This is a genomic window from Kaistia algarum (assembly GCF_026343945.1).
In the GTDB taxonomy this organism is placed as follows: Bacteria; Pseudomonadota; Alphaproteobacteria; order Rhizobiales; family Kaistiaceae; genus Kaistia; species Kaistia algarum.
Map to the genome: position 1 here is coordinate 1 of NZ_JAPKNJ010000004.1, position 13876 is coordinate 13876.

Annotated in this window: 19 protein-coding genes; 12 read left to right on the forward strand and 7 right to left on the reverse strand. The window is 64.0% G+C overall.

Annotation, left to right across the window (positions count from 1 at the left end; translation table 11 throughout):
• From OSH05_RS22280 to OSH05_RS22290, 3 genes are all read right to left on the reverse strand, one after another.
• A partial coding sequence (locus OSH05_RS22280; RefSeq protein WP_266353029.1) for a GDP-mannose 4,6-dehydratase occupies positions 1 to 101 on the reverse strand: 101 nt, incomplete at its 3' end.
• A gap of 91 nt (positions 102 to 192) precedes the next feature.
• Entirely contained in the window at positions 193 to 1566 is a 1374-nt protein-coding gene (locus tag OSH05_RS22285) for a PleD family two-component system response regulator (RefSeq protein WP_104220176.1), read from the reverse strand.
• The gene (locus OSH05_RS22290; protein ID WP_104220175.1) at positions 1566 to 1937 is read right to left on the reverse strand and encodes a response regulator; all 372 of its coding nucleotides are present in this window, start codon (positions 1935 to 1937) and stop codon (positions 1566 to 1568) included. The genes OSH05_RS22285 and OSH05_RS22290 overlap by 1 nt, the downstream gene beginning before the upstream one ends.
• 103 nt (positions 1938 to 2040) lie before the next feature.
• On the opposite strand from OSH05_RS22290, the gene OSH05_RS22295 reads away from it, so the two are divergent.
• Positions 2041 to 2331, forward strand: coding sequence for a DUF3572 domain-containing protein (locus OSH05_RS22295; protein ID WP_104220174.1), 291 nt, complete (start codon positions 2041 to 2043; stop codon positions 2329 to 2331).
• Entirely contained in the window at positions 2331 to 2948 is a 618-nt protein-coding gene (locus OSH05_RS22300) for a GNAT family N-acetyltransferase (RefSeq protein WP_104220173.1), read from the forward strand. The genes OSH05_RS22295 and OSH05_RS22300 overlap by 1 nt, the downstream gene beginning before the upstream one ends.
• A gap of 1 nt (position 2949) precedes the next feature.
• Here the strand turns inward: OSH05_RS22300 and OSH05_RS22305 are convergent, their stop codons facing one another.
• Entirely contained in the window at positions 2950 to 3363 is a 414-nt protein-coding gene (locus OSH05_RS22305; RefSeq protein ID WP_104220172.1) for a flagellar export protein FliJ, read from the reverse strand.
• Positions 3364 to 3839: 476 nt separating this feature from the next.
• On the opposite strand from OSH05_RS22305, the gene ctrA reads away from it, so the two are divergent.
• Entirely contained in the window at positions 3840 to 4541 is a 702-nt protein-coding gene (gene ctrA / locus OSH05_RS22310) for a response regulator transcription factor CtrA (protein WP_104220171.1), read from the forward strand.
• 171 nt (positions 4542 to 4712) lie between these two features.
• Here ctrA and chpT read toward each other — a convergent pair whose 3' ends face one another.
• The gene (gene chpT / locus OSH05_RS22315; RefSeq protein ID WP_104220188.1) at positions 4713 to 5363 is read right to left on the reverse strand and encodes a histidine phosphotransferase ChpT; all 651 of its coding nucleotides are present in this window, start codon (positions 5361 to 5363) and stop codon (positions 4713 to 4715) included.
• A 209-nt stretch (positions 5364 to 5572) separates the two neighbouring features.
• Between chpT and OSH05_RS22320 the strand changes: the two genes are divergently transcribed.
• From OSH05_RS22320 to OSH05_RS22330, 3 genes are all read left to right on the forward strand, one after another.
• Complete coding sequence (locus OSH05_RS22320) at positions 5573 to 6148, forward strand: DUF1134 domain-containing protein (protein WP_104220170.1); 576 nt, start codon at positions 5573 to 5575, stop codon at positions 6146 to 6148.
• 227 nt (positions 6149 to 6375) lie between these two features.
• Complete coding sequence (locus OSH05_RS22325) at positions 6376 to 7545, forward strand: coiled-coil domain-containing protein (RefSeq protein WP_104220169.1); 1170 nt, start codon at positions 6376 to 6378, stop codon at positions 7543 to 7545.
• 147 nt (positions 7546 to 7692) lie between these two features.
• Positions 7693 to 8115: a YciI family protein gene (locus OSH05_RS22330; protein ID WP_104220168.1), complete on the forward strand. Its 423-nt coding sequence runs from the start codon at positions 7693 to 7695 to the stop codon at positions 8113 to 8115.
• A 54-nt stretch (positions 8116 to 8169) separates the two neighbouring features.
• Here the strand turns inward: OSH05_RS22330 and OSH05_RS22335 are convergent, their stop codons facing one another.
• Entirely contained in the window at positions 8170 to 9177 is a 1008-nt protein-coding gene (locus OSH05_RS22335; RefSeq protein ID WP_104220167.1) for an NAD-dependent epimerase/dehydratase family protein, read from the reverse strand.
• A 97-nt stretch (positions 9178 to 9274) separates the two neighbouring features.
• Between OSH05_RS22335 and OSH05_RS22340 the strand changes: the two genes are divergently transcribed.
• Positions 9275 to 10174: a LysR family transcriptional regulator gene (locus OSH05_RS22340; RefSeq protein WP_104220166.1), complete on the forward strand. Its 900-nt coding sequence runs from the start codon at positions 9275 to 9277 to the stop codon at positions 10172 to 10174.
• Between the two features lie 41 nt (positions 10175 to 10215).
• Positions 10216 to 10521: a putative quinol monooxygenase gene (locus tag OSH05_RS22345; RefSeq protein WP_104220187.1), complete on the forward strand. Its 306-nt coding sequence runs from the start codon at positions 10216 to 10218 to the stop codon at positions 10519 to 10521.
• A 195-nt stretch (positions 10522 to 10716) separates the two neighbouring features.
• On the opposite strand, the gene OSH05_RS22350 is transcribed toward OSH05_RS22345, so the two are convergent.
• Positions 10717 to 10869 (reverse strand): DUF1127 domain-containing protein, encoded by a 153-nt coding sequence (locus tag OSH05_RS22350; protein WP_104220165.1) that lies wholly within the window; start codon positions 10867 to 10869, stop codon positions 10717 to 10719.
• A 254-nt stretch (positions 10870 to 11123) separates the two neighbouring features.
• Between OSH05_RS22350 and OSH05_RS22355 the strand changes: the two genes are divergently transcribed.
• The 4 genes from OSH05_RS22355 (at position 11124) to OSH05_RS22370 (ending at position 13872) form a co-directional block, all read left to right on the forward strand.
• Positions 11124 to 12056, forward strand: coding sequence for a LysR family transcriptional regulator (locus tag OSH05_RS22355; RefSeq protein WP_104220164.1), 933 nt, complete (start codon positions 11124 to 11126; stop codon positions 12054 to 12056).
• 51 nt (positions 12057 to 12107) lie between these two features.
• The gene (locus OSH05_RS22360) at positions 12108 to 12635 is read left to right on the forward strand and encodes a 2,4'-dihydroxyacetophenone dioxygenase family protein (RefSeq protein WP_104220163.1); all 528 of its coding nucleotides are present in this window, start codon (positions 12108 to 12110) and stop codon (positions 12633 to 12635) included.
• 131 nt (positions 12636 to 12766) lie between these two features.
• Complete coding sequence (locus OSH05_RS22365) at positions 12767 to 13267, forward strand: thiamine pyrophosphate-binding protein (protein WP_104220162.1); 501 nt, start codon at positions 12767 to 12769, stop codon at positions 13265 to 13267.
• Positions 13264 to 13872 (forward strand): thiamine pyrophosphate-dependent enzyme, encoded by a 609-nt coding sequence (locus tag OSH05_RS22370; protein ID WP_104220161.1) that lies wholly within the window; start codon positions 13264 to 13266, stop codon positions 13870 to 13872. Before OSH05_RS22365 ends, OSH05_RS22370 begins: the two co-directional genes overlap by 4 nt.
• Positions 13873 to 13876 lie beyond the last annotated feature (4 nt).

Below are 13876 nucleotides of genomic sequence, written 5' to 3' on the forward strand. Positions count from 1 at the left end.
TGGACCACATAGCCCTTCGAAAGCAGAAGCTCCGAAAGATACGCCCCATCCTGTCCCGTCGCTCCCGTGATCAGGGCGGTTTTCTGGCTCTTCTGGCTCATGGTCACGGCTCCGGGCTGACAGGCATCGCGTTCTAGCCGCCCGGAAGGCGGCGGACAATGCGCAATCGGGGCGGAGGAACCGCGCGGGACGTCAGGCGACGGCGCTGCTGACGCGGTTGCGGCCTTCGCGCTTCGACCGGTAGAGCGCTTCGTCGGCGCGGCGCAGCATCGCTTCGGGACTGTCCGTGCCGTCGTCGCGCCGGCTGGCGAGGCCGATGGAGACGGTCACGGAGATCGATTGCTCGCCGCCCTCGATCAGAAAGGACTGTCCCGAAATGCGCTGGCGGACGCGCTCGCCGATGATGCTCGCGATCGGCGAATCGGTATCCGGCATGGCGACGACGAATTCCTCGCCGCCCAGCCGGCAGACGAGATCAACGTTGCGCACAGTCCGGCGTACGCGGCGCGCAAATTCCCGCAGCACATCGTCGCCGGCGTCATGGCCATAGGTGTCGTTGACGGCCTTGAAGAAATCCACGTCGAGCATCAGCACGCTGAGCGGCTTGCGGCGCGCCACCGACTGGTCGAACATTCCCGCGAGATGCCGCTCGAGATAGCGGCGATTATGCAGGCCGGTCAGCCCGTCGGTGATCGCCATCTCCATCGTCGCATGCAGCGTCTCGCGCAGCCGCTCGGTGAAGCGGTGGCGGCGGATCTGCGTGCGCACGCGCGCCTGCAATTCGTCGCGGTCGATCGGATGGACGAGATAGTCGTTGATGCCGAGTTCCAACCCGCGTTCCAGGCGCCGCGTGTCGTCGGGATGGACGATGGCAAGCACGGGCAGCATGCGCGTGCGCTCGATCGAACGGATCTGAGAGCAAAGGCGCAGGCCGTCGAAACCGACGAGGTCCAGCGACACGACGACGAGGTCGTAGCTCACATCCGCCAGGCGGAAATGCGCCTCCTGCGGATCGGGTTCGACATCGACCTGATGGCGCGATTCGAGCGCCTCGACGAGACGGCTGCGCGTCGAAGCGCTGTCGTCGACCAGCAGGATGCGCCCGCCCTCCCCCGAGACGATGGCGCCATCCAGAGGCTCGTCGATACCAAGGTCAGCCGCGGCCGAAGCGCGAAGGATCAGCTGATCGGTAAGCGCCTTCAAACGGACGAGGCTCTTCACCCGCGTGATCAGCGCGAGTTCGTTGATCGGCTTGGTCAGAAAATCGTCGGCGCCGGCATCCAGTCCCTTGATGCGGTCCGATGGCTGGTCGAGCGCGGTGATGATGATGACCGGCAGATGGGCGGTCAGAGGATTGTGCTTGATGCGGCGGCAGACCTCGAAGCCGTCGAGGCCGGGCATCATGACGTCGAGCAGGACGATGTCGCACTGCCCGCCGGCGCAGATCTCCAGCGCGTCGATGCCGTTGCTAGCCGTCACGACATCGAAATACTCGGCCGAAAGTCGCGCTTCCAACAGCTTCACATTGGCGACAATGTCGTCGACGACGAGGACCCGCGCAGTCATCAGGCGTCCCCGAGATAGGCCTTGACGGTTTCGATGAACTTGGCCACCGAAATCGGCTTGGAAAGATAGGCCTCGCAGCCGCCCTGTCGGATGCGTTCCTCGTCGCCCTTCATCGCAAAGGCAGTGACCGCGATGATCGGTATGGAGCGGAGGTCATCATCCTCCTTGATCCACTTCGTCACCTCGAGACCGGAGACCTCGGGAAGCTGGATATCCATCAGGATCAGATCCGGATGATGGGTCCGCGCGAGTTCCAGCGCCTCCAGGCCATTGCGGGTCTGGACGATATTGTAGCCATGCGCCTCGAGAAGGTCGTGGAAGAGCTTCATATTGAGCTCGTTGTCTTCCACGACCAGAACGGTCTTCGCCATTTCTGCCCGCCACCGATTTCCGGTTCCGGCGCCAAGGGACGCCACCGTCTGGTTGCCGATCGGCTTTCGATTTAAAGAAGATTCGTTTCGGAAAGGAAAATGGATGATCCGCGACCGCAAGTTGCCGCTGTCGAGAGACGAGGCGGAAAGCCTCGCCATACGCGCCCTCGCCTATCTGGCCGAGGAGCCGGAAGAACTGGGCCGCTTCCTGGCGCTGGTCGGGCTCGGGCCGGAAAACCTCCGCGCCGCGGCCGCCGATGGCGGTTTCCTGGCCGGCGTGCTCGAATATTTCATGGCCAGCGAACCGCTTCTCCTGGTGTTCTGCGCAAGGGAGAACGTCCGGCCGACGCTTTTCGCCGCCGCCCGCTACCTTCTCGACGACGAGAGCCGCTGATGCCGACGATTGAACTCGACCTCGACGGCTACACAGACCTGCCGCCGGGCCATATCGCCAATGTGGTGACCTATTTCGAGATGCGCTCGCCGGACGAAGCCGGGGGATATCCGCTTCCCGCGGATTTCTCCGTTCGCCGCATCGAGCGCCCGGACGTCGAGGCCTATCGCGCGCTCTATCGCCGCATTGGCCATGAATGGCTGTGGGTGTCGCGCATCGCCATGCCAGAGGCAGAACTCGCGGCCATTCTGCGCCGTCCGACCACGGAACTCCTGTTCCTGATGCGCGGCGAGGAAGCGGTCGGGCTTTGCGAAATCCATCGCCTCGGCACGGATGTCGAGATCAAGATGTTCGGCATCGTGCCCGAGGTGCAGGGCACGGGCGCCGCCAAGGGGTTCCTGTCAGCCGCGCTGGACGCCGCGTGGCAGGCGCCGACCGAGCGGGTCTGGTTGCACACCTGCTCATTCGATCACCCCGCCGCGGTGCATTTCTACCGCCGGATGGGCTTCACGCCGTTCAAATTCGCGATCGAAGTGACGCCCGATCCGCGACTCGAGGGTGTCCTGCCGGAGACTGCCGGCCCACATGTGGCTTTGATCCGTCCGAAGGCGGAATGAGCTACCAGCGGCGTTCGCCGGCCAGATGTGACCGGGCCCGCGCGGGAGCCGGTTCCACCACCGCCTCGCCCTCGGGCGCCCCGGCACGGTCTCGCTCGGCCATAAGCTCGTATTTCTTCAGCTCATCAAGCGCGGCATGCAGCTCGTCCTGCGCCTGCTCGAGCTGGCCCTGCAGCTCCGCGGCCGAAGCGCGGAGATTGTCGCGGCGCTGGGTCGCCGCCTTGGCGAAGGTCGGATAGGCGAAATGCCCCGCGTCGCGGATGCCGCTGCGCTCCTGCTCGACAGCGATCTGCTCGTCGAGATCCCTGGCCATCTTCTCGAATTCGGCGATCATCACCTGAATCTGGTTGGCCTGCCGACGCTTCTCGTCGGCCTGGAACCGCTTCAGCCGGATGAGACTATCCCGCGACTTCATTGACTCAATACTCCCTTCGCCCCAGACAGTTCACACCGCCCGCCCCCGAGCATCGTGACCTTCGGTTTCCGCATGGCAACCCGACTCCGGCGCGGCCGACGACCGTCCGCGTTGTCGAATCCTTAAAATCCTAGCCCGGCGATAACCTTTCGTTTACGCGTCCCGTTAATCATGGCGACCGAGGGCTTAAGGCCGGGTAAACCTCGTTGAAGGCTTGCCCATCCTAATTCCGCGAGTCCGACGAATTGGTTACCGAATTCCGTGCAATTGAGCGGATCGTCAGCGCTGGGATCGAAACGGTCGATTTTCCAAGGGGATCGAGCGTTATCCACCGCAAGTCGATCAAATCGCTTGGGTGCCGAATCAGAATTTGTTAACCATTATTCGTTAGCTTTCGAATCGGGGGTGAGCCGCGTTTAGTGCCGGTTCGAAAGGATCGGCGCGCCAAGCCCGGGATAGGCAATGAGGGGATTGGTATGCGAGTTCTGCTGATCGAGGACGACAGCGCGACGGCGCAGAGCATCGAGCTGATGCTCAAGTCCGAGAATTTCAACGTCTACACGACGGATCTCGGCGAAGAGGGTGTCGATCTCGGCAAGCTCTACGACTACGACATCATTCTTCTCGACCTGAACCTGCCCGACATGTCGGGCTATGAGGTGCTGAGGGCGCTGCGCGTCTCCAAGGTGAAGACGCCCATCCTGATCCTTTCGGGCCTCGCCGGCATCGAGGACAAGGTGCGCGGCCTCGGGTTCGGCGCGGATGACTACATGACCAAGCCGTTCCACAAGGACGAGCTGGTCGCCCGTATCCACGCGATTGTCCGCCGGTCGAAGGGCCACGCTCAGTCGGTGATCAATACCGGCGATCTGACCGTCAATCTCGACACCAAGACCGTCGAAGTGAATGGCAGCCGCGTCCATCTGACCGGCAAGGAATACCAGATGCTGGAGCTGCTATCGCTCCGCAAGGGAACGACCCTGACCAAGGAGATGTTCCTCAACCATCTCTATGGCGGCATGGACGAACCCGAGCTGAAGATCATCGACGTCTTCATCTGCAAGCTGCGCAAGAAACTCGCCACCGCCACCAGCGGCCACAATTATATCGAGACGGTCTGGGGCCGCGGCTATGTGCTGCGCGAGCCCGACGACAATGATCTGCGCGCCAGCGCCTAGCGATTGATACGGACACCGGTTCGCGCGGTAGCAGCGCGAACCGACGACGAGATGGAGGCATTCGGCGAAACTTCGATGCGCCGAATGCGTCTCATTCGCCCTCCCGCGAGCGACTTCAAGCCCCGGCGTTCCGGGGCTTTTTCTTTGGCGAAGTGACTGGAAAAGCGCCGCTCAGACGGGCGAACTGGTCGCCGTGATGACGACGTCCGCCCCGTCGAGTACGGCGGCGACGCTCATGCCGCAGGCCCGTGCCAGGAGGCCGGTATAATAGGGCTGCACGGCATGCGCATCCAGATGCACATCGGTGATATGGCCAGGCACGAGCTTTTCGAAGGCCGGGGGAATGCGAGCATTCGGCCCCGAGCAATGGAAGGTGAAGGACGGCTCGCTGGCCGATGGCGACACCATGACCTTGATCGAGCCGCCGCGCGGCACGGCCGACGTCGCCAGCAGAACGAGATTCAGCAGCAGCTTGACCCGATTCTTGGCCATGAGCGCTACCGGTGCGGTCCAGGAGAACTGGGCCTTCTCGCCGTCCATCCAGCCGCGCGCGACCTTCTCGGCATCGCCGAGGTCGATTTCCGCGCCGGCGGAACCGGCGGCACCGAAGGCAAGCCGGGCGAATTGGAGCTTCGCCGAGGCCTGACGCGCGCTCTTGCGGATCAGATCGAAGGCAAAGGCCTTCATCTCCTCGCCATTCTCCTCGTCGAGAACCTCAAGGCCATTGTTGATCGCGCCAACAGGGGAAATGATGTCGTGACAGACCCGGCTGCAGAGGAGAGCCGCGAGGTCCAGCGCTTCGATTTCGACCGCGTCGGTCATGAGCCACTCCGATGAGGTACCGAATCGCCCGGATCCAGAAAAGGGCAGTTTCGGATACACCGCGCGGGCTTCCCTGCCAACCGGCACGACGCGGGGCACGCGTGCCGTGATCGCGCCGCTTTTGCCCGCCAACGTCTTGTTCCAGGCGAGTCGCTGCGTCAATCTTGCGGCTCGGCTTTCCGCCGATCGGCTGAGTGAAGGATCGACACATGGCGCGCCCGAACCGATTGACCGCCTGCCTTCTCATGCTGGTGTTGGCGCTTCCCCTCGCCTTTGCCGGCAGGGCGGAGGCGCAATCCTCGGAGAATTATTCCTCGGATGAGATCGTCAAGGCCGGAGGCAATTTCTTCGGCGAAGTTTCGGGAGGCCTGGCCTCGGTCGTCGAGCATGCCGTCTCGCAATATGGCCTTCCGAACGGCTATGTGCTGGGCGAACAGGGCAGCGGAGCGCTGATCGCCGGTGTGCGCTATGGCAATGGCACGCTCTACACGAAGAACGCCGGCCAGCATCCGGTCTTCTTCCAGGGCCCGTCCATCGGCTGGGACTTCGGCGGCGACGGGTCCCGCGTGATGATGCTGGTCTACAATCTGCCGTCCGTATCGGCGATCTATGACCGCTTCGTAGGCGTCAACGGCTCTGCCTTTCTCGTCGGTGGCGTCGGCATGACCGTGCTCTCGCGCAACAACATCTATGTAGTGCCGATCGTGTCCGGGATCGGGGCCCGGCTTGGCTTCAATGTCGGATATCTCAAGTTCACCGACCGCCAGACCTGGAATCCCTTCTGAACGGCAGGCTGAGCCAAAGCCGCAGCGGTGCCGATTTCCGCCCCAGCAGCCCCTCGTCGCCCGGCGAGTGCAAAAGGAACGAGCGTGAGCGGCTCTGTGTCCGTTTTCGGCGGCCAGCCGCTGGACTCGCGCGGGTGGACGGTGTCATTTGTCAGGGTTGATGCCCGCAACTGGTACCCGATGGCCCAGCCCGCGCCGGCGCGCGGGTCGACATACGGAGTGTGGCGTTGATCGAAGCCTTGATGTTCTACGCGCTCGGGGTGCTTTCCGCCGGCATCCTCGCGCTGATCGTCGCCCCGCCGCTCTGGCGCCGCGCGGTTCGGCTGACGCGCCGGCATATCGAACAGACGATGCCGATGACGCGGGCCGAGATCCAGGCCGAGAAGGACCAGATCCGCGCCGCCTTCGCGGTTTCGGCCAGGCGGCTCGATTCGACCATCGAGCGGCTGGAAAGCCAGGTCACCGAGCAGCTGATCGACATCAACCGCAAGCGCGAGATCATTTCCCATCTGACGGCCGAGGGGTCCATGTCGGCCGAGGACATGATCGCCCTTGAGAAGCAGCGGGACGACCTTCTCATCCAGGTCGCGGCCCAGCAGCGCGAGAGCGGCGAGGCGGCGAAATTGCGTAGCTCGCTCGAGGCGCGGATCGTCGAGGTCGAAGCGAGCCTTGGAGAGGCGAAAGCCGCCTTCGACAAGCTGGTCAGCGAGCGCGAGACCCAGCGTCTCGAGATCGTCGCCCGCGATACCGAACTCGATAATCTTCGCGACTCCGTCGCGGCCGTGAAGACGACGTCGACCGTCGAGGAGGTCGCGCGGGCCGGCATCGACACCGAAATGTCGGAGCTTCGGACCAGCCTGACGATCGAACGCCGCAAGCTCGCGGAAGCGGATGCGCTCGTGGTGGCGACCGAGGCGAAGCATCTGGCGGCTTTCGCCGAGATCTCGGCGCGCGACGAGGAGCTTGCCAGGGTTCGCGGCGAGACGCAGGCGGCGAAGACCCGCATCGAGGAGCTCTCGTTCCGACTGGTCGAGGCCGAGACCGCCGGCATGAACCTCATCGCCATCGAGGAGAGCAAAGCCGAGCTCGAAGCCCGTCTATCCCATCTCGAAACCGTTAACCGTCGTCTGGAAGCCGAACTGGCGCAGGCGAAGACGGAGGCCGCTAATGCGAACGAGGATGAGACGACGCTGCTGCGCGCCAAGCTGATCGATATCGGCGCCGCCGTTGCCCGCCTTTCGGCGCGCACGGAAGGACCCACGCTCGTCCCCGCAATCGCAGAAGAGCCGGCAAAGCCCAAGCTCGACGACGAGTCCGGCCAGGGCGAGTCGACCCCGGCTGCCATCAGCCTCGCCGAACGCATCCGCGCGCTCCAGCATGCCAGCGGCAGTTTCTAAGATCGCGGCGGCCGCGCTGCGGCGGGCCTCTCTCGGCTCGCTGCTGCCTTTCGGAAGATAATGTTTGGATCGATGTCGATTCCGTAGCCGCTCGTTCGTTGTTGAGGAGGATGGCCCGGAGGCCTCCGTCAACCCAGGGAGAATCCGATGCGTGTCATGGTTCTGGTCAAGGCGACGAGCGACAGCGAAGCCGGCGTCATGCCCCCGACCGAGATGTTCGAGGCGATGGGGAAATTCAACGAAGAGCTCGTCAATGCCGGCATCATGCTGGCCGGTGAAGGCCTCAAGCCCACCGTCGAGGCCAAGCGGATCGCCTTTGACGGCGCATCGCGAACCGTCATCGACGGACCTTTCGCGGAAACGCGCGAACTGGTGGCTGGCTTCTGGCTCTGGGAAGTCAAGGACATGGCCGAGGCCGTCGAGTGGGTGAAGCGTTGCCCCAATCCAATGCCGGGCCCGAGCGAGATCGAGATCCGTCCGTTGTATGAGGCTTCGGATTTCGGCGACGCGCTCACCCCGGAGGTCGCCGAACTGGAAAACCGGCTTCGGGAGCGAATGAATAAAGGCTGAGGCAGATCGGCCGCCGTCAGCCAAGCCGGGTGCCTGGCTGATGGCCGCTGATCCTCAGGCACGCGCCGGGTCCAGCGGCTTCGTCGCGTCAGGCGCGCTCTCCAGGCAGCCGAGTCCCGCCAGCGTCGAGGTGATCGCCTGGTCCAGCGGCGTATGCGGCTCCTCGCCGAGAAAGGCAACGAGACGGCGATTGTCGAGTTCGAGCCGCTCTTTCCAGAGATAGCGCATCTCCAGAACCTCCCGGAATGTCTCGACGAAGGGCGCTGCGAGATAGAACACCGGCCATGGGAACCCGCGGATCGGCAGGGCTGGCCAGCCAACCACATCGCGGACAGCCTCGGCGATCTCCACGCCGCGCTCGAAGAAATGGCCACGGAAATGGAAACGGGCGAAGGGCGGCAGTTCGTCGCCGCGCTCGATCAGCCGGGCGAAGGTTTCGGCCAGATCCGGCAGATAGGCCCAGTCATGGCCGATTTCGCGTCGTCCGGGATAGGTGAGCGATCGCACCGGCTTCCCCGGTTTGACGATGCCCTGGCCGAACCAGCTATTGCCAACGCTGGGGCCGAAGAAGTCGCCGGCCCGGACGAGCAGCACCGGCGTTCCGGTCATGGCGGCACGTTCAAGCCGGGCTTCCATTTCGGTGCGAATCTTGCCCTTGCGCGTGAGCGGACGCTGGGGAGCATCCTCGCCGACCAGCGGGAACGTTTCGGGCCCGAAATTATAGACTGTGCCGGGAAAAACGATCCTGGCGCCCACAGCCTTCGCGGCGGCGATGGTGTTATCCAGCATTGGCAGAGCCAGGCCGGCCCAGTTGCGATAACCGGGCGGATTGGCGCCATGAAAGATCAGCGCCGCGCCGGCCGCCGCGCGCCGAACCGCCTCCGCGTCCATGGCGTCGCCGGCGACCCATTCGATCGCGGCATCGCCGCGCCGCCGCCGCGCCGCGTCCGGGTCTCGGTGAAGGCCACGAACCTTCCAGCCACGCGCCACCAGGACCCTGGCCACCTCCCCGCCGATACCGCCCGTGGCGCCAATGATCAGAGCTGTGCTTCCCTTGGTCATGATCGTCTCCTTCGTTTCATCTGAAAGGGACAATGGGACCCAAGCGAGCGAAACGAAATTGTTGATCTTCGTATGATTATTATACGATAATGTATCGATGACACCATCATGGGACCACATCCGCTCGCTCCTCGCTGTACTGTCCGAGGGGAGCCTCTCCGCAGCGGCCCGGAAGCTGCGCCTGTCCCAGCCGACCATCGGGCGCCATATCGACGAACTGGAACAGCAGCTTGGCGCCGCGCTCTTCACCCGCAGCCCATCCGGCCTCGACCCGACGGACACGGCGCTGGCGCTGCGCCCGCAGGCCGAGGCGATGGCGGCCGCCGCCGATTCGCTCCGACGCGTGGCCACGGGAGAGGCGAGCGGAGATCGGGGGACGGTACGATTGACGGCAAGCGAGGTGGTCGGCGTCGAGGTTCTGCCGTCGATTCTGGCGGAGTTCCGGGAGCTTCACCCCGACATCGCCGTCGAGCTGGTCGTCTCCAACCGGAACGAGGACCTGCTGCGCCGGAACAGCGACATCGCCGTCCGCATGGTTCCGCCAACCCAGGCCGCTCTGGTGCAGAAGCGAATCGGCACGATCGAGATCGGCTTCCATGCCCGAGCCGACTATCTCGAACGGCACGGCACGCCGGAAATGCTGGAGGAATTACGGGACCATGCCCTGATCGGCTTCGACGAGGAAACGCCGGTGGTCCGGTCCCTGCAGCAAAGCGGGCTGATTCCCGCGCGGGAACGGTTTTCGCTCCGCACCGACAGTGACCTTGCCCATTTGGCGGCGATTCGCGCCGGCTATGGCATCGGCATGTGTCAGGTGGGTATTGCGCGCCGCGATCCGGCGCTCCGGCGCGTGCTCGCCTCTGCCGTCAGCCTCCCGCTCGATGGCTGGCTGGCGATGCATGAGGATCTGCGCCGCGTCCGCCGCATGCGCCTCCTCTTCGACCACCTCGCCGAGGGCCTCGGCGTCTATATCGCGGGCCAACATCTACCAGCTTGAGAGAACGATGCTAGGATTCGGCGTCCATGGGAGAACATGACATGCCGAACATTACCCTCCTCGTCGACTTCGAGATCATCGAGGGCAAGGACGAGGAACTGACGGCCCTCATCGCCGAGCATGCGCGGCTGACGCTCGCGGAAGAGCCGGGATGCCTTCGCTTCGACGTGGTGAAGCCGATCGAGCGCGACGGAACGCCGATTGCCGGAAGGCTGATGCTGACGGAGGTCTATGAAAACGAGGCTGCCGTCGCGATCCACGAGAAGAACCCGCGCATGCCGGGACTGGGAGCTGCGATGAAGCCGCTGCTCGTCTCGATGAATGTGAAGTTCGGCATGATCGCCTGACGTCGCCCGGAGGCCGCCCTCGGCGAAATCGGTCCGGAAGCGCGACGACGCGGCAAAATCCGGACAAAAGAAAACGCCCGTCGGGGAGGAGGTCGACGGGCGTTTCTTTGAAAGGCGCTCAGCGAGGGAGGAGGTTCGCTTTGCGCCATATCGCGGGGACGAGGGAGGAGGTTCGTCCCGGCGAATTCGTAAAACTCAGTATCCAACCGACTGGCGGGCGACCGAGACGATATCGACGCGGTTGATGCCGAGATCGGCCAGCTCGCGGTTCGTCAGACGGTTGAGCTCATTGCAAGTCTGGCGATACTTCATCCAGTTCTTGTAGGAAGCAACGAGGCCGTTTGCCATGATAGTCAGTCCTTCAAATCTCATTCTCTGCGGCGCTGATTGCCTTGCGCCGTTTCGATGATTGAAAGATAGGGGAACTGATCGGATTTGAGCACCGCCAAAAATGGAATGGCAGCAATGCGTATGATGCAGAGCAACATGGCCGGACCAAACATTATTGCGCCGCACAAGCGCCATATTCCGACGGGGCGGACAGACGAGTTTCGGCGATGAGCCGGGGCCGCATTCCGCCATTCCCAAGGCTATAGAATCGCATGGATCCGCAGCGCCTCGGCCTCGTTTCTCCGCGTCTCCATTATTTCCAGCTCGTGGCCCGGCTCGGCTCAATCCGGGAGGCGGCGCGGATGCTTAACATCGCGCCTTCCTCGATCAGCCGCGCGATCTCGCAATTCGAGGAAGAGCTCGGCGCGCCGCTGTTCGATCGCGCCGGAGGCAGGCTGAAGCTGACCAGCGCCGGCGAATTGATGCTCTACCATGCCCGCTCCAGCGGGACGGAACTGGCGCGCGCCGTGAAGGAGATCGGCGAATTGAAGGGCCTGCGCCGAGGCTCGTTCGCCATCGCCGTCATCGAGAGCGTGGCGCGGGGACCGATGCCGGACGTGCTCGCCACCTTCTGGCAGCGCCACCCCGACATCGCGGTCGATGTGCGCATTGCCGATTCGCAGCATGCCTTCGAGGCGGTAGCGGAAGGCGATTGCGAGATCGGCGTCGCCTTCGATACGCGCACGCCCCGTCGGACCGAGCGCCTGGCCGGCGCGGAGATCGGCATCGGCGCCCTGGTCCGGCCCGACCATCGGCTGGCGCGACAGCCATCGCTCCGCCTCTATGAACTGGCCGGCGAACGCGTGCTTCTTTCCGACCGCAGCCTGACTCTCGGCCTTTCGGTCGAGGAGGCCCTCGAAGGCTCGGTGGTGGGCTTCCTGAAACGCACGCGCACCAATTCTATCGAACTGATGGTCGATCTGGCGCTGCGCGGCCTCGGCGTTGCGCTGCAGACCCGCGTCGGCGTCGAGCGCGAACTGGCACGGGGCGACCTCGTCTTCGTTCCGGTCCGCGACCCGCGCCTGAAGCCGCGCAAGCTGGTGCTGGTCACGGGCCGTAAGGCCGAGATCTCGGAAGCGGCCTTGGCGCTCGCCACCCTGCTGGTCCACCGCATCGAGGCGATGGACGAACGCGAAAGCGGATAGAACGAGTGGCCGGCCCAACCGCCGGACAGAACTAGAGACAGGGAGTGAACCATGCCGCCGATGAAGATCGATCCGAACCCACGAATGCCCTACCAGTTGCCGATGCCGAAGGAGACGCTGCCGGACATCGTCATTCCAAAGGCCGTGCCGGAGGACGAGCGCATCTGGGTGCCGCAGGGCGAGCGCGTCTGGTTTCGTCCGCTCTGCCTCAACCGCTCGCAGGGCTATTGGATGAACCTCTTGCGGGTCCGCAAGTCCGGAGTCCTCAGCCGACATCGCCATCCCCAGGCGGTGCATGGCTATGTCATCAAGGGCCGCTGGCACTACCTTGAGCATGACTGGGTCGCCGAGGAAGGCGGCTATGTCTTCGAGCCCCCGGGCGAGACCCATACGCTCGTCGTCCCCGACGATGTCGAGGAGATGATCACGCTCTTCCAGGTCAACGGCATTATGTATTACGTCGATGCCTATGGCGAACCGCTCGGCTTCGAGGACGTGTTCACCAAGATCGACATGTGCCGCGAGCATTACACCAAAGTTGGCCTCGGCGCCGATTACGTCGACCAGTTCATCCGGTAGGCGGCTCGCCGGCGGCTGCAGCGCGCCACATTTGGCGCCTGTTGCTTCCTAAGCAACAACGCATTCGATTTTCTGGATCTATGCGCATCGCTGCCGCTTTGCGATGGTGCGTCCAGTCACGAGGGAATGCGATGAAGCCAAGCGCCGTCGATGCGGTGATCCGGGGATTGAAGAAGGCCGGCGTCTCGATCGTCTGCTATCTGCCGGATTCGCTGTTCAAGCCACTCTATCCGGCGCTCGACGCCGATCCCGACATTCGCACCATCCGCGTCACCAATGAGGGCGAGGGCGCGGCGATCTGCGGCGGCGTCTTCCTCTCCGGCAAGCGCGCCGCGCTGGTCATGGAGAATTCGGGCTTGCGCGCCTCCGTCGAACCGCTGGCCCGCATGGGGCTCGGAGCCGGCATCCCGGTCGTCATGCTGATGAGCTATCGCGGCGAGATGGGTGAGAATAATTGGTGGGCGATCCCGCACGGCATCACCATGGAGCCGGTGCTGAACGCGCTGCGTATCCCCTACCGCGTCGTGCGCGAGGAGGACGAGATCGAGCGGGCGATCACGGACGCCTATGACTGGTCCTATGCGTCCTACTATCACAGCGCCGTGGCGCTCGGCGGGAGCGTCGTGCGATGAAACGCTATGACTGCATGAAGGCCTTGGCCGCCCGCCTCAAGGGCGAGCTGGTCATCCTCTCGCTCGGCGCCAGCGTCGATGAATGGTACAACGCCGCGCCGCATATGCGCGAGGCGAGCCTCTTTCAGCAGCAGCTCGGCTGCGTCACCCCGGAAGCGTTCGGGCTGGCCGTCGGCCTGCCGCATCGGCGTATCGTCTCGCTCGATACCGACGGCGGCATGATGTTCAATCTCGGCATCCTGGCGACGCTCGGCAATGAGCAGCCGAAGAACCTCTTCATCGTCGTCTGGGACAATGAAATGTACCAGTCGATCGGCGGCCCGCCGACGCATACGGCCTTCGGCCGCGTCGACATCGCGGCGATCGCCCGCGGCGCCGGCATCGAGAACGCGTTCACGGCGCTGACAATCGAGGAATTCGACGAGCATTGCGCCAAGGGACTCGCCGCCGAGGTGCCCTATGTCGTGGTCGCCAAGGTCTCCGGCACGGTGCAGCCCGACATCAAGCGCAAGCATTCGGACGGCCGCGAGGACAAATATATCTTCGTGCGCCATGTCGAGGCGAGCGAGGGCATCACCATCATGGGCCCGAGCGAGCACAATTGATGGC